At 64.0% G+C, this 18,063-nt stretch carries 20 protein-coding genes; 7 read left to right on the top strand and 13 right to left on the bottom strand.

The genetic code is table 11. The features are described 5' to 3' along the window. The first annotated feature begins 9 nt into the window (after positions 1-9). The 3 genes from QQK95_RS03095 to denD all read left to right on the top strand — a co-directional run bounded on the left by QQK95_RS03095 (position 10) and on the right by denD (position 2,271). Positions 10-981, top strand: a complete 972-nt coding sequence (locus tag QQK95_RS03095) for a cation diffusion facilitator family transporter (RefSeq protein ID WP_284268782.1) — start codon at positions 10-12, stop codon at positions 979-981. 87 nt (positions 982-1,068) lie between these two features. After that, complete coding sequence (locus QQK95_RS03090) at positions 1,069-1,281, top strand: hypothetical protein (protein ID WP_284268842.1); 213 nt, start codon at positions 1,069-1,071, stop codon at positions 1,279-1,281. 12 nt (positions 1,282-1,293) lie between these two features. Continuing rightward, a complete protein-coding gene (denD, locus tag QQK95_RS03085; RefSeq protein WP_284268780.1) occupies positions 1,294-2,271 on the top strand; it encodes a D-erythronate dehydrogenase in 978 nt (325 codons plus the stop codon). 36 nt (positions 2,272-2,307) lie between these two features. On the opposite strand, the gene QQK95_RS03080 is transcribed toward denD, so the two are convergent. The 4 genes from QQK95_RS03080 to QQK95_RS03065 form a co-directional block, all read right to left on the bottom strand. After that, the gene (locus QQK95_RS03080) at positions 2,308-3,504 is read right to left on the bottom strand and encodes a nickel/cobalt transporter (RefSeq protein WP_284268778.1); all 1,197 of its coding nucleotides are present in this window, start codon (positions 3,502-3,504) and stop codon (positions 2,308-2,310) included. After that, positions 3,501-4,169 (bottom strand): DUF1007 family protein, encoded by a 669-nt coding sequence (locus QQK95_RS03075; RefSeq protein WP_284268841.1) that lies wholly within the window; start codon positions 4,167-4,169, stop codon positions 3,501-3,503. Before QQK95_RS03075 ends, QQK95_RS03080 begins: the two co-directional genes overlap by 4 nt. A 232-nt stretch (positions 4,170-4,401) precedes the next feature. Next, positions 4,402-5,301 carry a LysR family transcriptional regulator gene (locus tag QQK95_RS03070; protein ID WP_284268776.1) on the bottom strand — a complete coding sequence of 300 codons (900 nt, stop codon included), beginning with the start codon at positions 5,299-5,301 and terminating at the stop codon, positions 4,402-4,404. A gap of 3 nt (positions 5,302-5,304) precedes the next feature. Then, positions 5,305-6,501: an amidase gene (locus QQK95_RS03065; protein WP_284268773.1), complete on the bottom strand. Its 1,197-nt coding sequence runs from the start codon at positions 6,499-6,501 to the stop codon at positions 5,305-5,307. 542 nt (positions 6,502-7,043) lie between these two features. Here QQK95_RS03065 and odc2 point away from each other — a divergent pair. Both odc2 and QQK95_RS03055 read left to right on the top strand, forming a co-directional pair. Then, a complete protein-coding gene (gene odc2, locus QQK95_RS03060; protein WP_284268771.1) occupies positions 7,044-8,177 on the top strand; it encodes an ornithine/lysine decarboxylase in 1,134 nt (377 codons plus the stop codon). 140 nt (positions 8,178-8,317) lie between these two features. Beyond that, positions 8,318-8,887, top strand: a complete 570-nt coding sequence (locus tag QQK95_RS03055) for a GNAT family N-acetyltransferase (RefSeq protein ID WP_284268769.1) — start codon at positions 8,318-8,320, stop codon at positions 8,885-8,887. 89 nt (positions 8,888-8,976) lie between these two features. Here the strand turns inward: QQK95_RS03055 and QQK95_RS03050 are convergent, their stop codons facing one another. The 4 genes from QQK95_RS03050 to QQK95_RS03035 all read right to left on the bottom strand — a co-directional run bounded on the left by QQK95_RS03050 (position 8,977) and on the right by QQK95_RS03035 (position 11,174). Beyond that, entirely contained in the window at positions 8,977-9,261 is a 285-nt protein-coding gene (locus QQK95_RS03050; protein WP_064980753.1) for an SCP2 sterol-binding domain-containing protein, read from the bottom strand. Between the two features lie 177 nt (positions 9,262-9,438). Then, positions 9,439-9,975: a hypothetical protein gene (locus QQK95_RS03045; protein ID WP_284268764.1), complete on the bottom strand. Its 537-nt coding sequence runs from the start codon at positions 9,973-9,975 to the stop codon at positions 9,439-9,441. A gap of 130 nt (positions 9,976-10,105) precedes the next feature. Continuing rightward, positions 10,106-10,531 (bottom strand): hypothetical protein, encoded by a 426-nt coding sequence (locus QQK95_RS03040; RefSeq protein WP_284268762.1) that lies wholly within the window; start codon positions 10,529-10,531, stop codon positions 10,106-10,108. Between the two features lie 13 nt (positions 10,532-10,544). Next, complete coding sequence (locus tag QQK95_RS03035; protein WP_284268760.1) at positions 10,545-11,174, bottom strand: rod-binding protein; 630 nt, start codon at positions 11,172-11,174, stop codon at positions 10,545-10,547. Between the two features lie 263 nt (positions 11,175-11,437). On the opposite strand from QQK95_RS03035, the gene QQK95_RS03030 reads away from it, so the two are divergent. Further along, on the top strand, positions 11,438-12,478 hold the full coding sequence (locus QQK95_RS03030; RefSeq protein WP_284268840.1) for an aminopeptidase: 1,041 nt from the start codon (positions 11,438-11,440) through the stop codon (positions 12,476-12,478). Between the two features lie 76 nt (positions 12,479-12,554). Here the strand turns inward: QQK95_RS03030 and QQK95_RS03025 are convergent, their stop codons facing one another. The 5 genes from QQK95_RS03025 to flhA form a co-directional block, all read right to left on the bottom strand. Next, on the bottom strand, positions 12,555-13,124 hold the full coding sequence (locus tag QQK95_RS03025; protein WP_284268758.1) for a GNAT family N-acetyltransferase: 570 nt from the start codon (positions 13,122-13,124) through the stop codon (positions 12,555-12,557). Between the two features lie 111 nt (positions 13,125-13,235). Beyond that, positions 13,236-14,222 carry a methyltransferase gene (locus QQK95_RS03020; protein ID WP_284268757.1) on the bottom strand — a complete coding sequence of 329 codons (987 nt, stop codon included), beginning with the start codon at positions 14,220-14,222 and terminating at the stop codon, positions 13,236-13,238. A gap of 178 nt (positions 14,223-14,400) precedes the next feature. Next, entirely contained in the window at positions 14,401-14,784 is a 384-nt protein-coding gene (locus QQK95_RS03015) for a hypothetical protein (protein WP_284268755.1), read from the bottom strand. Between the two features lies 1 nt (position 14,785). Further along, positions 14,786-15,538: a flagellar biosynthetic protein FliR gene (gene fliR, locus QQK95_RS03010; protein WP_010911311.1), complete on the bottom strand. Its 753-nt coding sequence runs from the start codon at positions 15,536-15,538 to the stop codon at positions 14,786-14,788. Continuing rightward, positions 15,535-17,622, bottom strand: coding sequence for a flagellar biosynthesis protein FlhA (gene flhA / locus QQK95_RS03005; RefSeq protein ID WP_095199360.1), 2,088 nt, complete (start codon positions 17,620-17,622; stop codon positions 15,535-15,537). Before flhA ends, fliR begins: the two co-directional genes overlap by 4 nt. Positions 17,623-17,739: 117 nt before the next feature. Between flhA and QQK95_RS03000 the strand changes: the two genes are divergently transcribed. Beyond that, positions 17,740-18,039 (top strand): putative quinol monooxygenase, encoded by a 300-nt coding sequence (locus QQK95_RS03000; RefSeq protein WP_284268751.1) that lies wholly within the window; start codon positions 17,740-17,742, stop codon positions 18,037-18,039. The last annotated feature ends 24 nt before the right edge of the window (positions 18,040-18,063 follow it).

The following is an 18,063-nucleotide window of genomic DNA, read 5'->3' as shown; positions in this document are numbered from 1 at the left end:
GTTTGCCATTTGGCGCATACCCATTCCCACGACCATGCCGGGCATGATCACGGTGGTGCCGGTCATGTGCATGGCGCGGCCGACAAGAAGCGCGTGCTGATCGCCGCCTGCCTGACGGCGGGCTTCATGGTGGCGGAAGCGCTTGGCGGCTTGTTCACCGGGTCGCTGGCGCTGCTGGCGGATGCCGGCCACATGCTCGCCGACGCCATCGCGCTCGGCCTTGCCTGGTATGCCTTCCATCTTGCCGGCCGGCCGGCGACCGGCCAACTCACCTATGGTTTTGGCCGGGTCAAGACGCTGGTGGCCTACACCAACGGCATCGCCATCTTCGTCATTGCGCTGTGGATCGTCTACGAGGCATGGGGGCGGCTGCAAACGCCGGCGCCGGTGCTGGGCGGGCCGATGCTGGTGGTGGCGATCCTTGGCCTGCTGGTCAATATAGGCTCCTTCCTGGTGCTGCATGGCGGCGATCGCGAGAGCCTCAACATGCGCGGCGCCATCCTGCATGTGCTTGGCGACCTGCTCGGCTCGGCGGCGGCGATCGTGGCGGCAGTGGTGATCCTTGTGACCGGCTGGACGCCGATCGACCCGATCCTGTCGGTGCTGGTCTCGCTGCTGATCCTGTCGACGGCCTGGTCGCTGATGCGCGCCGCAGCCCATGTGCTGCTCGAAGGCGTGCCGCCGACCCTCGACCGCGACCTCATCGCAAGGGACCTGGAGACCGCGATCCAAGGCGTGCGCGAAGTGCACCATATGCATGTCTGGTCGATCGATGGCGCAAGCAACATGGCGACGCTGCATGCCTGCCTTGACGAGGGTGTCGATGCGCATCGGGCCGTCAGCGCCATCAAGAAGCGGCTTGCCAGCGAGCACGGCATCAGCCATGCCACGGTGGAGCCGGAATTCGGCCAATGCGCCGACGAGGCCGATGACCACGACCACGAGCATGATGCGGCCGCGCATCACGGTCACTACCATTAGGTTCGGTCCATTGATATCGACCAACCTTGTCCCAGGAGTTCCAGCTTTGAAAACCAGCCCGACGAACGCTTGCCGCGCTGGTGCGGCGTGATGGACCGCGACACCAGGAATGCCGCCATCGCGGCGCTGTGGATCATGCTGCTGTTCGGCATTGCCGCCTTCTACCTGCCGACCGTCATGTTGGCACTCGGCAGTCTTTCGACGGTGCTCGCCGGTATATTCGGCATTGCCTTCGTGCTGGCGTTTTTCCTCGTGTTCTGGCTGCGCGCGCGCAGCCAGCGCAAAAATCAGGGCAAGTAAGGGAATTTTGACATGCGCATTCTGATCACTGGCGCCGCGGGCATGGTCGGCCGCAAGCTCATCGCCCGGCTGGCCAAAGACGGCACGCTGCGCGGCAAGACGATCACCGCGCTCGACCTGCACGACATCGTGCCGCCGCAGGCCCCAGCGATGGATGGCGTCAGCATCAACACCCATACCGGCGACCTTGCGGAGGCGGGCGCCGCCGAAAGCCTGGTCGCGTCGCGCCCCGACGTCGTCTTTCATCTCGCGGGCATCGTGTCGGGCGAGGCGGAAGCCAATTTCGAGCTCGGCTACCGCGTCAACCTCGACGGCACGCGCGCTTTGTTCGATGCCATTCGGCTTGCGGGCTTTGCGCCGCGCGTCGTCTTCACCTCGTCGATCGCGGTGTTCGGCGCACCGTTCCCGGATGTCATCCCCGATGACTTCCATCCGACGCCGCTGACCTCCTACGGCACACAGAAGCAGATGAGCGAAGCGCTGCTCGCCGACTATTCCAGGCGCGGCTTCTTCGACGGCATCGGCATCCGCCTGCCGACGATCTGCGTGCGGCCCGGCAAGCCGAACAAGGCAGCCTCGGGCTTCTTCTCCGGCATCATCCGCGAGCCCTTGAACGGGCAAGAGGCGATCCTGCCAGTGCCGCGCTCGGTCGTGCATACCCATGCCAGCCCGCGCTCGGCGGTGAACTTCCTGATCCATGCGGCCGGGATCGACGGCGCTGCTGTCGGGCCGCGCCGCAATCTGACGATGCCCGGCGTGGCCGTCACCGTCGGCGAGCAGATCGAGGCGCTGGAGCGTATCGCCGGGTCGAAGACGGCAAGCCTGATCCGCGAGGTGCCGGACGAGACGATCTGGGCGATCGTCAAGGGCTGGCCGACCCGCTTCGAGGCGAAACGGTCGCGGGAGCTCGGCTTCAGCGCCGAGAAGAGTTTTGACGAGATCATCCGCGCCCATATCGAGGATGAATTGGATGGTCAGGTTCCTGGTTAGGAGTTTGCCATCCCATTTCGATGGGATGGGGAAGGCCTAGACGCTGCCCGTCAGGCTAGCCGACAGCAGCAGCAATCCGAACAGGAAGACGAAGGCGGCGCCGCCGATCTCGACGATCGAATGGATGCGGTTGCCCATGCGGCCGTCGCCGGCGAAATACACCGCCCAGTTCTTGGCGGTCACGGCAAGCGTTGCCAGCGCCGAAACGGTGATGGCGGTGCCCAGCGACATCGCCAGCACCGACAGCAGGCCGCCGAGCCAGAGCCCGTTGAGCAGCGCGAAGCTCAGCACGATCAACGCGCCGGAGCAGGGGCGTATACCGACGGCGGCCACCGCCGACCAGGCGGTGCGCCAGTCGAAACGATCGCCCGACAGCAGCGCCGGATCGGGCGCATGCGAGTGGCCGCAGGTTTCGCAGACCTCGCCCGCCGCGTGATCGTGATGCGCGTGGTCATGATGGTCATGATCGTGCGCGGCGTGGTCGTGATGGTCGTGCGAATGGTCATGGTCGTGGTCGCCATGCCCATGCAGCGCGTGCGAATGGGCATGCGCCGAAAGGCTGTGCGCGGCATGCGAATGGCCGGAGTGGGAATGACCCGCATGAGAGTGCCCCGCATGCGAATGGCCGGCGTGCGCCGCCGACAGGCTGTAGGCGGGCGCCCTGCCGAACAGGCGCAGGATGGACGGGCCGAGCTTGCGCCACAGCAGCCAGGCGCCGAACAGGGTGACGAGGGCAAAGCTCATGATCTCCATGAACCAGGCCGCGTCCGTCATCGAGATAGTGGTGCCGCGCAGGACGAAATAGGCGAGCAGCATGACGGCGATCGCCGTCAGGCCCTGGAGCAGGGCCGAGACGAAGGACAACAGGATGCCGCGCTTAAGCGCCACTTCATTGGCCACCATATAGGACGAGATCACCGCCTTGCCGTGGCCGGGGCCGGCGGCATGGAAAATGCCATAGGCGAAGGACAGGCCGATGAGGATCCAGATTTTGCTATTGTCCTCGCGCATCGCCTTCATGGCCGTCGCCAGCGCGCGGTAGAATTCCTGCTGCCGCAGGTTGATCCACATCAGGATGTGGGCGAACGGACCGGTGGTGGGCGCCATGCCGTCATTGACGCCGATGCCGAGCGAGGACTGGGCATGCGCTGCGTTGGCGAAGTGCATCGCGGCAAAGGTGAGGGCCAACAGGCCGAATGCCAAACGCAGGGACGGTTTCGTCACCGGCTTCATCCTTCTGGCTGACAGGTCAGTTCGAGCTTGGTGGCAAAGATCTTGCTCATGTTGGTGCCTGTGGGGTCGTTGAAGAAGGCATCCGTCAAGGTCTTCTGGTTTTCCTTGATGGCTTCATCTGGGTCCGGGCGGATCACCTTGCTGGTGCAATTCGACGGCAGGCCAGCAACGGTGATGTTGGAATCCTCGGTGAAGTCAATCGCCGTGTAGAAGGTTGGATCGTAGACGCCGATGTCGATCGTGCCGGTCAGCTTGATCGGCTCCTTGGGTTCCGACTCGAATAGGATGATCAGCTGGTCGTTGTCGAAATTGGCCATGAGATGTGGAGGCGGCACCATCGTCACGTCCTTGCCGTTCTGCGTGACGAGCTGGAAATAGTTGAATTCGGCCAGCGAGGCATGAACGGTGTCGGCAACCTCCTTCAGCTCCTTGTCGTCAAGCTTCAGGTCGGAGTTCTTGTCGAACTCCATCATCACCGTACTCGAAAACAGGTCGTCGAAGCGCCAGAGATGGCGCAGCGCTTTCACACTTTGGTGATCCGGGGAGAGGATGACGTCGAGGCGTGCCTCGGCGAACACGTGCGGATGCACGTAAGCCGGTCCCGTCGCGGCAAAGGTCGCCGTCAGGGCCGAAGCCAATATGATTGCGTGCCGTTTGAGGTGCATTCCCGGTCGCGATTCCCTTGGCTTTGGAGAGAGACCGAAGGTTACCAGAAAGGGGGCGAAATTGGGACCGCCAGTGCGTGTCACCCAAAAGTGTGCGGCGGTTTTGGGATCAGGACACGCACAAAACCCAAGGCCTATCACCCAAAGGTGCGCCGCGGTTTTGGGGCAATGATAAGCCCGTAAGCAGAACTCAAGCGCGTCGCGGCGACGCGCTTTGATGACTGGAAACAGGTCAAGCCGCCTCACGCGTCCTGAACCACTGCACCAGGAAGTCGACGAAGACGCGGACCTTGGCCGGCAGATAGCGGCGGTGCGGGTAGACGGCGAAGATGCCGCCCCCGGACAGGATGCGGTCATCGAGCACCGTCACCAACCGGCCGCTGGCAAGATCGGGCCCGGCGATGAAGTCCGGCAGGATGCAAAATCCGAGGCCCGACACGGCGGCAGCGCGCGCCGCCATCGGGCTGTTGACCTCGATCGGGCCCGACACGGCGACGCTCAGCTGATCGTTGTTGTCGCCCTTGAACGGCCAGTTGTTCAACCCGCGGCCATTGGTGTCGACGATGCAGGGCATGTGGCCGAGATCCTGCGGCCTCGTCGGCATGCCATGCTTGGCGATCAGTTCGGGAGAAGCGCAGAGTTTTATCGAAAACGGCGCCAGGCGCCTGGCGATCAGGGACGAATTCTCCAGGCGCGAGATGCGCACGGCGAGGTCGAAACCTTCCTCGACCAGATCGACGAAGCGGTCGTCGAGCTGAATGTCGAGCACGATGTCGGGGTGCTGCTTGGCGAAGTCGATCAGCGACTGGCCGATCGGCGCGTCGGCGAAGGTGCGCGGCGCCGACACCTTGATCCTGCCGCGCACGTCGCCGGAGGATTCGCGCACGGCGTCCGCCAGGCTGTCGACCTCGCGCACGATCTCCGAGGCGCGCCGGTAATAGGTGTGGCCGGCCTCGGTCATCGAGAACTGGCGCGTGGTGCGGTTCAGCAGCAGCGCGCCCAGTTCGTCCTCCAGTTCGCGCACATATTTCGACAGCAGCGCCTTGGAGCGGCCGATCTTGCGCGCCGCCGCCGAAAAGCCCTCGGCCTCGACGACGTCGATGAAGGCGCGCATGCGGGTCAGTGTGTCCATGGCTCAGGCCCTTTGTGCTGCGTCGAGAAGTTTTCGGCCGAGCCGTATCAGGGCAATGTCGCTGCCGGAAGGGCCTAGCAGCGAAAGGCCGAACGGTGCGCCGGCGACCGAGCCGATGGGCAAGGTGATCTGTGGAAAGCCCGACAGGCCGGCGAGGCATAGAAGATGCAGGGCCCGCTCGCGATAGGCCTGGAACTGCTCCGGCGTCGAGTCGACATAGGGCGCCGGGCCCGGCACCGTCGGCAGGACAAGGAAGCCGTCCTTGCCGAGCAGGGCGCTGAGTTCACCGCGGAAGGTCAGGCGGCGCACCTTCTCGGCCTGCGCCGTGCGGTCATCGACGGCGCGGCCAAAGCCGAAACGCTCCTCGACGCCGGGACCAAGGTCGCGCTCGCCGCTGGTGATCCATTCGCCATGCACGCCCCAGGCTTCCTTGGCCTGCAGCCGGCGAAAGCACCAGTAGAGTTCATCCGGGGAAGAACTGAAGCGCGTGGTCGAGGTCGCCGGCGTACCGAAAACCGCGCCCGCCAGGGCCTTCATTCCGGCATATTCGGCAAGTGCGGGGCGAGCGACCATCTCGTCCAGCCAGGGGAGCGATATCGGGCGGTCCAGCGAATGCTGATGCGGGTCGCGGCCAAGCAGCAGCTTGCCGACGGTCTCGTAGGTCTCGATGTCGTCGGCAAACCAGCCGAACGTGTCGAAGCTCGGCGCCAGCTTCATGGTGCCATCGAGGGCGATGCGGCCATGCGTGGTGCGCAGTCCGATCAGGCCGCAAAAACTCGCCGGCGCGCGAATCGAGCCGCCGGTGTCGGAGCCGGTGGCGATGTCGGCAAGCCTGCCAGCCACCGCCGATGCCGATCCGGAAGACGAGCCGCCGGTGACGCGGTCGGGAGCCGCCGGGTTCACCGGAAACGGAAAATGCGCGTTCTGGCCGAACAGCGCGAAGGCCAGTTCGTCGGTCTGCGTCTTGCCGACGAAGCGCGCACCGGCATCGAGAATCGTCTGCACGGCCGGCGCCGTGCGCGAGGCGGCATTGCTTTCGGCGAATTTCCTGGAATTGCCACAGCCGGTGCGGTAGCCGGCGACGTCGTAGATGTCCTTGACGGCCAGCCGCAGGCCGGCGAGCGGGCCGAGTTCGGCATGGGCCACAGGCATCTGGCGAAGATCGAGGAAGGCGTTGTAGGGGCCATGCGTGCCTGTCATCGTTCGATATCCGGATACGGTTGCACCTACATTGTTCGATGCCGGAAATTTTACAACCTGCGATACGATTTTTATTGATTGTGAAATCCTTCGCCCCTATATCGCGCTTGCCCAAAGTCGCACGTGCCTGTGGGTGTCCGCCGATCCTCGAATGGTGAGGGAAATCGGTAAGGTAACTGGAGCCAACCCCTCCAGTCGGTTTAGCGGCCAACCGCCAGACCGAGGACACCTTGAAGCAACGACGGTGCGGGCCTTTCTGGTTCTCTGCCGGTTGTCCAAAGACCGGGGTTACTGAAGAGGCACACCTTCATTGCCGGCAGTGCGGAACGGGTTTCTCCCAATCCAAGCCAAGGCAGACAAAGCGGACCGAAGCCGGGCAAGGCCGAGGTTCATCGCCGCGAGACGGCGTTTCATGGTTCCGGGGTCTCCACCGGCTGGTTCCATGGATTTTCCGTCCCGCCTTTGTCCACCGCGTGTTCGCGAGGCCGACAGCCCGCGTCCGCACCCTTGTGCGCGCCGAAAGGCGTGTTTGGAGAAACCCGATGGCTACCCAGCGCATCCTCGACTTCCTCGCCACCCGACGTCCGTCCGGCCCTTGCCTCGTCGTCGACCTCGATGTCGTGCGCGACAATTTCCGCGCCTTCGAGAAGGCGCTGCCCGATTCCAAGATCTACTATGCGGTGAAAGCAAACCCGGCGCCGGAAATCCTGCGCCTCCTTGCTGCGATGGGCTCGTCCTTCGACACCGCTTCCGTTGCCGAAGTCGAGATGGCGATGGACGCGGGTGCGCCCGCGGACCGCATCTCCTTCGGCAACACCATCAAGAAGGAGCGTGACATCGCACGCGCCTACCAGCTCGGCATCCGGCTGTTCGCGGTCGATTGCGTCGAGGAGGTCGAGAAGATCGCCCGCGTCGCTCTCGGCGCGCGCGTGTTCTGCCGCGTGCTGACCGATGGCGAAGGCGCCGAGTGGCCGCTGTCGCGCAAGTTCGGCTGCGTGCCGGCCATGGCCGTCGACGTGCTGCGCCATGCCAAGGGCCTCGGCCTCGACGCCTATGGCGTGTCGTTCCATGTCGGCTCGCAGCAGACCGACCTGACCGCCTGGGACCGTGCGCTGGCCGACGCCAAGAAGGTGTTCGCCACGCTCGCCGAGGAAGGCATCGTCTTGAAGATGGTCAATATGGGCGGCGGTTTCCCGACGCGCTATCTGCGTGACGTGCCGGCGGCCCAGGCCTACGGCCAGGCGATCTTCTCGGCGCTGCGCAAGCATTTCGGCAATGCCATTCCCGAAACCATCATCGAGCCGGGCCGCGGCATGGTCGGTAATGCCGGTGTCATCAAGTCGGAAGTCGTGCTGATCTCGAAGAAGGCGGACAATGACAATGTGCGCTGGGTGTTCCTGGACATCGGCAAGTTCGGCGGCCTGGCCGAGACGATGGACGAGGCGATCCGCTACCCTCTCGTCACTCGCCATGACGGCTCGGAGACCGCGCCTTGCGTGCTCGCCGGCCCGACCTGCGATTCGGCCGACGTGATGTACGAGAAGACGCCGTATCCGCTGCCTCTGTCGCTGACCATAGGCGACGAGGTGCTGATCGAAGGCACCGGTGCCTACACGACCACCTACTCGGCGGTCGCCTTCAACGGCTTCGAGCCTCTCCGATCCTACGTGATCTGACGGTTCTTTATTTCGCGCCTTTCCGGCCAACACTTCGCCTGAAAATGCGCTGAGAACCGATCAGATCATCCGGCGCGGGCGCTTGCCGCCCGCCCGGCTTCGCTTGTGGAACAGATCTCCGCTTGCCAGGGATTGCGGAAATGGAAATGTCAGTTGAAATCGTAGCTCACGCGCCGGCCTTCGCAATGGTCGCCGAAACCATCGCAGACGTCGCGGCACGCGAAGCCCTGCTCGATCGTGCCATGGGGCCGATGCGGCGGAAAAAATCGTCGGAGAAGCTACGGCGTGGCCGCCGGCCTTCGGAAGGCCTGGCCTTCGTCGCGCGCGATGCGTCGGGCGGCGTCGCCGGCACGGTGCGGCTGTGGGACGTCAGGCTGGGCGAGGGCGGTCCCGCGGCGCTGCTGCTTGGCCCGCTTGCCGTCGATCCGTCGCTCAAGAATGCCGGCATCGGCTCGGCGCTGATGCGCCACGCCGTCGCCGAGGCGGCGCGTCTCGGCCACGCGGCGATCCTGCTGGTCGGTGATGCGCCCTATTACGGACGCTTCGGCTTCTCGGCCGACAAGACCGGCAGGCTGGCGATGCCTGGCCCCTACGAGCGGCATCGCCTGCTGGCGCTGGAACTGGTGGACGGTGCGCTCGATGGCGTGCACGGCACGCTGAAGGCTTGCGGCCGCAAGCTGAAGGCCCAGGCGCCGACGCTGGCTGCCTGAGGGTTTGAAACCACTGTTGGCCATTTGACCATTCAAACGAAAACGCCGCCCCGAAGGCGGCGTTTTTTGTTACTTCGGGCCGAGGGTGTTCAGCCGATCAGCTGGCTGAGCGCCATGGCCACCGTCATGTCGCCTTCGACTTTGATCTTGCCGGTCATGAACGCCATGGTCGGGTTCAGGTCGCCAGCGATCAGCGATTCGAGATCGTCGAGCGAGAGCTTGATGGTGCAGTCGGTGGGGGCATCGGTGTTCGAGACGGTTGCGCCGTCGATGACGATGACGCCGTCGCCGCCGGTGTCGAACTTCACGGAACGATCAAACCCGCTGCTGGCCACGCGCGACTTGATCTTCTCGGCAATCTCCTGAACGCTCACGCTGTTCTCCCTGTCTGGTTGCATCTGTCGCGCAGGGCATTTCGGTCTGGCCGAAGCCCATGCGGCATCTCTGGCGATCAAGGTCGCTGCCGCATATAGCTTTGGGTTGACGTTTACGTCAACGCGAATCCTGGAGGCTGGTTCCTATCGCCGCACCAGTAACCTGTTGGGCACCCGTCAGTGGGCCGGCGGCGCGTCCGCTTCGGCAGGCTTGGCGGCCGCGGCAGCCGCCGTGTCGGAATCCTGCCGGCGGCGCAGCCAGTTGTCGCGGATCTCATCCTTGCTCAGGAAATTGACCTGATCGACCAGAACCTCGTGCACCAGGTTTGAGCCCACGCGGGCGTTGACGGTGTCGCGGATGGCGGCGCGAAAGGCATCGAGGTCGATCGTCGCCTTCTTGGTGAAGTCGATCTGGGGATTGGCGTAGAGGTAGCTGTAGACCTGGTCGGTGATGAGCGCCTCGGCCGGAATCGACAGTTTCTTTATCTGCTCCGGTTCGACGGTGTAGACGAGCTTGGCCAGGAAATAGCCGCCGATCTTGGAGTCGCGGATCAGCGGCACCGAAATGACGTCGGTCTTGACGTAATCCAGCCCGCCCAGCATCGGCTTGGGTTTCTCGCCGACGCCGCGTTCGCCGGCTGCCTGGAACGAATAGAAGACGGCGCCGAGCGTGGCGGCGCAGACCCAGACCGCGATGGCGATGATCTTGATCATTCAGAGCCCGAGCCCGACATCATCGCGCTCTAAAGCCCGTTCCATCCCGATTCAATCGGGATGGGGCTCTATCTCTTTGTTTGAGCATGATCTTTTCCAAAAGCCGGCATCCACTTTTCGGGATCATGCTCTAGCCCTTCATCCGGCCGAACTCGCCGGCGGAGTAGGTGCCGTCGGTTTCGGCGCGCTGGATGGCGCTGCGCAGCAGGCCAGCGACCTCGTTGACGGCGCTCAGATGCGCCAGGATCGCCGCCTCGTTCTTTGCCAGTTTCTGGCGCAGCCGGGTCAGGCCCTCGCGGTGCTGTTCGAGGAACTCGGCTTCGCTGCCGCCCTTCATGGCGCGGGTCAGCTCATAGAGATAGCGGCTCTTGCGGGCGTTCGACGCCTTGAGGTCATAGCTGGTATCGCTGCGGATGCCGGCGGTCTCTTCCTCGACCACCTCCTCGATGCGGCCGATGATGGCGGCAAGGTTTCCGGGCCGCGCGAACGGGATCGGAGCCTCCGACGCACTTGTGCGCGCCGGCAGGTTGGCAGTGAATTCGGAAGAATCGGCCATGGTGTTTCCCAGTCTAGATCTTGATGTCTGTTTTTATGGTTGTCTCGTCGCCGGTCATCGACCTGGCGGCCTTGCGCTGCAATTCCTGGACGAGTGAGGTGGACAGACGGGCCTGCTGATCGATCTCGGTCTTTTCCGGTCCGTTTGAAACCGGGCCGATCGGCACCTTGCGCTTGCCGTCCATATAGTGGTCGGCAACCAGCGACTTGGCGATGCCGATGCCGCCGCGCTCGGCCATGACGTCGGCGACGCGCTCGGCGAGCTGCGACTTCCACATGTCGCCGGCCAGACCCGTGCCGTAGACGCCCTCCGTGTCCTTGGGCAGCATGTTCTGGATGAAGGTCTGCAGGACCATTGCCTCGAACTTCTTGAATTTCTTGGCCGGATCGGCTGTCGCGGCCGCCTTGTCAGCCGTGGCGCGCGACAGGATCGAGCCGGCGTCGACGGACGCCGCGGTATCCAGTGAGCCGGGGGTGTCGATCGAAAAGGCACCGGCGACGCCACCCGCGCGCTTGGTCAGCGCGGCACGGGCAGCCTCGATATCCATCGGATCGGCAGCTCGGGCGACATCCATAACGATGTCGCTGGGTGGAGAAATCGCCAAGAAAGTCCGCCTTTTACCGGTTTTCCTTAGCCAGACCATGCCTCAACAAGCTTGTGGCAGGCTTGCGCGAGGGGAGGGGGCGGAATGTGGGGTGGAGATGAGGTGTCCGCTTCGGACCGGAAGCGGGCATCCGTCGCCCTTTCTCGAATGACCGCATTGCGAACCCCGCCAACGTCGAAAGCCGCCCCGCTGCCTCTCCAGGTCTTGACGGGAATTGGTGCGCCTGTTGAGAACGGGGATCGAGACATTTGCTGCACGGGAGATGGGCAAGCGGTGGGCAGACAGTGAAGCGCGCTCTTCGAATGCTTGCCGCGGTGATCGTGGCGGCCGGCCTGGCCGGCTGCACCAGCATTTCCTACTACGCGCAGTCGGTGGAGGGCCACGTCCAGATCATGGCCGCGCGGAAAAGTGTCGGAAGGCTCATCCGTGATCCCTCGACGCCCGAGGCATTGCGCGCCAAATTGACCTCGGCCAGCGCCATACGCCGCTTTGCCACGGAAGAACTGGCGCTGCCCGACAACAGCAGCTATCGCAGCTATGTCGACATCGGTCGGGCCGATGTGACGCTTGCCGTTTTTGCCGCGCCGCAATTCTCGCTTACGCCGATAACGTGGTGCTTTCCGGTCTTCGGCTGCGTTCCGTACCGGGGTTACTTTTCCCGGAAATCAGCGGCTGAAAGCGCCGCCGAACTGCAGCGACGGGGACTGGACGTCTACGTATCGGGCGTCACCGCCTACTCCACGCTGGGCTGGTTCAGCGACCCGCTGCTCAGCACCATGCTGCGTCAGGACGACACCTATATCGCCAGCCTTATCTTTCATGAGCTGGGGCATCAGAAAATCTATGTGAACAACGACTCCGCGTTTAACGAGGCTTTCGCGGTCGCCGTCGAAACCAGCGGTGTGAGGAAATGGCTCCGAGCCACCGGCAATCGCGCCGGATTGCGCCGCTACGAAGCCGATCGCAACCGCCGGGCGGATTTTCTCGGACTGATAGCGAAAACGCGCGATGAGTTGCGGCAGGTCTATGGAAGTCCCCGCGCCCCCGAGCAGATGGCGGCTGCCAAAGCAGCCACGATCGACAGGCTGCGGATGCGCTACCGGCAGATGCGCGACAAGCGCTGGGCCGGATACCGTGGATACGACGCCTGGTTCGATGCCCCGATCAACAACGCAAAGCTCGCCGCGACCGCCGTCTACGGCGAACAGGTTCCGGCGTTTCTTCATCTGTACGATTTGTGTTCAGGTGATTATCCAAGGTTCTACGCTGCTGTTCGCCGGATCGCGGATTTGCACGAACCTTCCCGTGCCGAAGCGCTCAAGGCTGCGGATACGTGTGGTTGATTGAACAAGCACGGCACCTAAAGCGCGTCGCGCATGTCGTTCTCCCAAAACCGAGGTCACTTTTGGGCGACATGCATTAGCAGCCTGGCGTCGCGTTGCTCGCCAGGAGTGAGGATCCGATATCTGCGTCGAGCGCGAAACGCTCGCAGCGCTCGCCGTCGGACTCATCGATGAAACTCTCGATATGTTTGAAGCCGAACTTCGCCAATATCCGCAGCGACGCGAAATTGCGCGCCGCCGCCTCGGCGCTCACCTGTTCAAGCGCCACGGTTTCAAAGGCGTAGCGCAGCACTTCGCGCGCCGCCTCGCTGCCCAGTCCGTGCCCCCAATGCGCCCGCGCCAGCACAAATCCCAATGCGGCTGCCTTGGCGTCGGTTGCGCCGAAGGTCAGGGTTATCGTCCCGATCGCGTCCGATACTCCAGCCTGGTCGATGGACCACTGGATCGCCTTGCCGTCGGCGAACCGCTGACGCGAGCGGGCCAACCATCGCTCGCCCGCTCCTATGTCGTCGGGAACGGGATCGCCGGCAAGGGACGCGGATTCGACATCCGTCGCGCGCGCAAACCATGCCGGGATATCCCGTTCGCTCGGCGCCCGAAGCACGAGCCTTGGTGTCGTGAGCCTGGGAAATCGGACTGCTTCCATGCATGCATTTTCGACCCGAGGCGGCGCCAACGCAATCACGCCGGCAGGCTGCTTCCGCCAACCACCAATGACGGCCTCTCTTGCGTCCGGGAACCAGCCATTCAGCGGCGTTCAGCCCGTGAGGCGCCCACGAAACAAGGCGGTGCCGTCCGTCAGGCGCGACCTGAAGATATCGCGGAATCCAGCCTCGGTCATCCACGCCCGATACTGACCTTCAGTGTAGGATTCGCCATGGCGATAGAGGTTCAGGAAGCTGAGATTGAGAAAGACACCCTCGGACGGGCCGAGGCGATCGTCATCGACGACACCCCACCCCGCAATTGCAATCTCGCCTCCTGGTGTCAGGCAACGCGCCGCGTTCAGGATCGAACTGCGTGCCTGATCCGGCGGAAGGACCTGGACGACGGCCTTCAGGATCGCCAAGTCGTGCCGGCCGATCGATGGCGCGACGGTAATGTCTCCCTCCTCGACAACCACGTCGTCGGCACCGTACTCCGCCAGGATAGCTGGCGCGACCGCCGCGACCGTCGGGAGTTCCATCAGCGTCGCCGCAATCTGTGGCCGCTGCTCGCGAAGTCCGACCAGAATGGTCCCTGGTCCCCCACCGATGTCGATCACCGAACCGATCGCGGAGAGGTCGATCTCCCGGGCCAGATGTCGGCCGAAAATCACCCCGCCCGGTGCGAGCATGCGGCTGAAGGCCGCCGCGGCCTCGGGTCCCGCTTCGGAAAAGTCGTGCAGCGCAGCAGGCCGGTTCTGGCGCAGCGACTCCGCGGTCAACAGGTCGGCTCCCCAGAGTTCGCGCAGGAGCGCATGATCGCCGCCGCGATAGGTCGGCTTGGACGCGTCGAGGAAGGACGACGCTTCGGCCCCGTTGCGAAACTGGCCATCCTTGACCTCGAGGAGACCAATGCTGGCGAGTGCGTAAAGGAGCCGCGACAGACGATCGGGCTCGACTTTGAGCGCGGCTCCAAGGCTGTCAGCCGTCGCAGCGTCGCCACCGAGCCGGGTAAAGATGCCAAGGTCCAGCCCGGCTCGAAGCGCCAAGGCGGGGGGCACAGCTGCGATCAGTCTGTCGATCCGGTCAGAATCCACCATGTCGCATCCCTTCCGCGATCCTGGACCGACCTTGGTGCAGCCCCCATAAGAGTAGAGCTTCCGTTCTCCGGAAAGTGAAGACGGAATCATTATTCCGAGCGACCGACGTCAGGCGCAAAGCCGCCTTTCGCGTCGTCAGGACGTGCGTCCGCAACGGGCCATATCCAAGTTCCCGCAGCTATTCCTCGTTCCGCTTCTGCGCGATCAAATCCAGCCGTTCGCGGTCGGAGCGTTCGCGCTCGTCGCGGTTGCGCACGTCCTTGTAGGCGCGCTCGACCATGTTGGTGCGGGCGTTTGCCGTGGCGATGAGGCCGGCCTCCTGCCTGGCGCTTTCCAGGCTCTTCTCCTGGCGCACCACCGCCTGGGCGATGCGGCGGTGATAGAGGTCGGGGAACAGGCCGGAGAGAGAATTGTCCTGGTCGAAATGGCCGATCAATTCCCTGGCCTCGGCTTCCGCCGCGTTTGCCGCGGCCAGGAAGGTGGCGTGGCGGGTCTCGTGCAGTGCCTTCAGCTGTTCCTGCACCTTGACCAGTTTCTTCAGGCGTTCCTTGCGTGTGCTCATCTCACCTCGCCAAAGTCAGGTCGACGAAGCCGTCGACGAACAGCGACAGCATGGTGCCGATAGCGAAATAGAAGATGATCATGCCGCCGGCGATGACGAAGGGCTGGGAGATGAAATAGATCGGGATCTGCGGGGTCAGCTTGTTGACGAAGCCGATCGTCAGATTGACCAGAATGGCATAGGCGACAAACGGGCTGCCGAGGCGGATGACCAGGAAGAAGGTGTCCGACACGGTGTCGGTGATATCGACCAGGGCGGCCTGCGGGTTGAAAAAGACGTTGACCGGCGCGACCGTGTAGGACGCCACCAGAGCGCGGACGATCTCGTGGTCGAAATCGAAGACGAACAGCATCAGCAGCGCCGAGAACGAGATGATGGCGGCAAGGGCCGCCTGCGGTTCCGGCTCCTCGATCGCCGGCCCGCCCGAGCCGCCATAGCCGATCAGCATGGCGATGGCCGAGCCCATGAAGCGCAGTGCTTCCATGTAGAGCCTGGTCATGGCGCCGATCAGCCCGCCGATCAGCAACTCCGAGATGATCATCGGCACCAGGATCTGCGGGCGCGGATCGACGAAGGGAATGATGCGGTCCCACAGGAAGGCAAGCAGGCCGCCGGTGGCGGCGACCGCCACGAACAGCCTGACCTGCACCGGCACACGGGCGCTGGACAGGCCCGGCATCAGCATGAAGCAGGCGCCGATGCGGCAGAAGGCGAGGAACGCCGCGATGACGACGCTCTGCGAGAGAACGCTCACGATATGGTCCCGAGCACCCTGATCTCGACGCCCTTGGCGATTTCGACATGGGAGAGCACCGGCAGCGTGGTGAACAGCCGCTCGATGATCATGCGCACGTAGGGGCGGGCGTCGGGCGCGGTGACGAGGACGAAGCGCTCGCCGGCCTCGAGGAATTTCTTGATCGCCTTGGTGGCGTCCTGGCCGAATTCCTCGAGCTGGCGCGGATCGATGTCGAATTCGCGCACCTCGCCCTTGGCGTCGCGCTTGAGGCTCTGATGGAAGGCGAGGTCCCAGCGGTTGCCGAGGCGCAGCACCTTGAGCACGCCGCCTTCCGAGAGGTCGCCGCAGATCTGCTGGGCCATGCGGATGCGGACATGCTCGACGATCTGCTCGGTACGACGCACATGCGGCGCGATCTCGGCGATGGCCTCGATGATCAGGTGCAGGTTGCGGATCGAGACGCGCTCGGCGAGCAGCAGCTTCAGCACCGCCTGCAGGCCGGGATAGGAGATGTGCGTGGTGCATATCTCGTCGGCGAGCTTGCGGTATTCCTGGTCCTGGCGTTCCAGCAGCGCCTTCATGTCCTTGTAGGACAGAAGCTGCGGCAGGTTGTTGCGGATCACCTCGGAAAGATGAGTGAGCAGCACCGACATGTTGTCGGCGAAGGTGTAGTTCTCGCGCTTCAAATCCTCGGCGAAAGTTTCCATGACGGAATAGGCGCGCATGCCGAAGGCCGGCTCGCGGATCTCTTCGCCGGGAATTTCGGGTACCTCACGGTTGCCGAGCAGCACCATGATCTCGCCGACGCGCATCGAATATTCGGCGACCACCGTGCCATGCACCTTGATCTGGTAGCTTTTCGGCGGAATGGCGAAATCGTCGGCGACGCGCACTTCCGGCACGACGAAACCGTATTGCTGCGCGAATTTCTTGCGCATCTTGCCCATGCGAAAGACCAGCTCCTGATGCGAGACCAGCAGCCGGGTCGACAGCTGCTTGCCGATCAGCAGTTCGATCTCGGCGGTGGCGAGCGAGGCCTTGACCGAGTTCTTCTCTTCCTCGGCCTTGGTCGCCTTCTCCTGGGTCTTCAGCGCCTCGGCCGCGGCGAGGACGCGGTTGGCGCGCATCGGGATGATGTAGCCGAGGCCGGCCATGCCGCCGGCCAATGCAAAGAAGGGGAACAGCGGCAGGCCGGGCATCAGGCCGAGCAGCACCAGCAGCGCCGCCGCCACGTAGAGCGCGCGCGGATGGGCGCCGAGCTGACCGAACACGGCCTGGTTGGTCGAGCCCCGCGTACCGCCCTTGGAAACCAGCAGGCCGGCGGCGAGCGAGACGATCAGCGCCGGGATCTGGGTGACCAGACCGTCGCCGACCGACAGCTTGATGAACACGTCGGCGGCCTCGCCCATGCCCATGCCGTGCCTGATGTAGCCGATGGCGATGCCGCCGACGATGTTGATGGCGGTGATGATGAGGCCGGCGATGGCGTCGCCGCGCACGAATTTCGAGGCGCCGTCCATCGAGCCGAAGAAGGAGGATTCTTCCTCCAGTTCGCGGCGACGCAATTGTGCGGTCTTGTCGTCGATCATGCCGGCAGAAAGGTCGGCGTCGATCGACATCTGCTTGCCGGGGATGGCGTCGAGGGTGAAGCGGGCGCCGACTTCGGCGATACGGGTGGCGCCCTTGGTGATGACGATGAAGTTCACCACGATCAGGATCATGAAGACGATCAGGCCGATGACGAAGTCGCTGGCCATCACCAGCTTGGAGAAGCCGGCGATGACGTAGCCGGCGGCGTGCGTGCCCTCATTGCCATGCGACAGGATCATGCGCGTGGTGGCGATGTTGAGGGATAGCCGCAGCATCGTGGCGATGAGCAGCACGGTCGGGAACGAGGAGAAATCGAGCGGCCGCTGGATCCACAGCGCGACCATCAGGATCAGCACCGAAAGCGCGATCGAGAAGGCGAGGCCGATGTCGATGAGGAAGGCCGGGATCGGCAGGAACAGCACGGCCAGGATGATGACGATGCCAAGCGCGAAGAAGACGTCGCGGCCATTCTTGGCCACCGCGCCGGGCTGGATGCTTTCGCTGATCGCCATTCTCTTCCTCGAACAATAGGTTGCCGCGCATAGGACAGCCCGGCGAGGGTAGCTGGCCAAGCTTGCGCGAGGGTGGGAGAGTGGCTGGACCTGATTGTCGCGAAGGAAGGGAAATGCATGCTCCTGATCATTGGCACGATCCGCTTGCCTGCCGGAAAACTGGAGGAGGCAAGGCCGGTGATGGAGCGCATGATCTCGGGCAGCCGCGCCGAGGATGGCTGCCTCGAATATTCCTATGCGCGCGACGTGCTCGATGCGGGGCTGATCCGGGTCACCGAGGTGTGGCGCGACAGGGCCGCGCTCGATGCGCATTTCCGTTCGCCGCACATCGCTGAGTGGCGCTCAAGCTGGCCGGCGCTTGGTATCGGCGAGCGCAATCTCGTCCTCTACGAGGCCGGTGAGCCCACGCCGACCTGATCGGCGACCGCTCGGTCGTCTTTA

Source organism: Mesorhizobium huakuii, assembly GCF_030160235.1.
GTDB lineage: Bacteria > Pseudomonadota > Alphaproteobacteria > Rhizobiales > Rhizobiaceae > Mesorhizobium > Mesorhizobium huakuii.
This window is presented reverse-complemented; position numbering and strand designations above follow the sequence as displayed.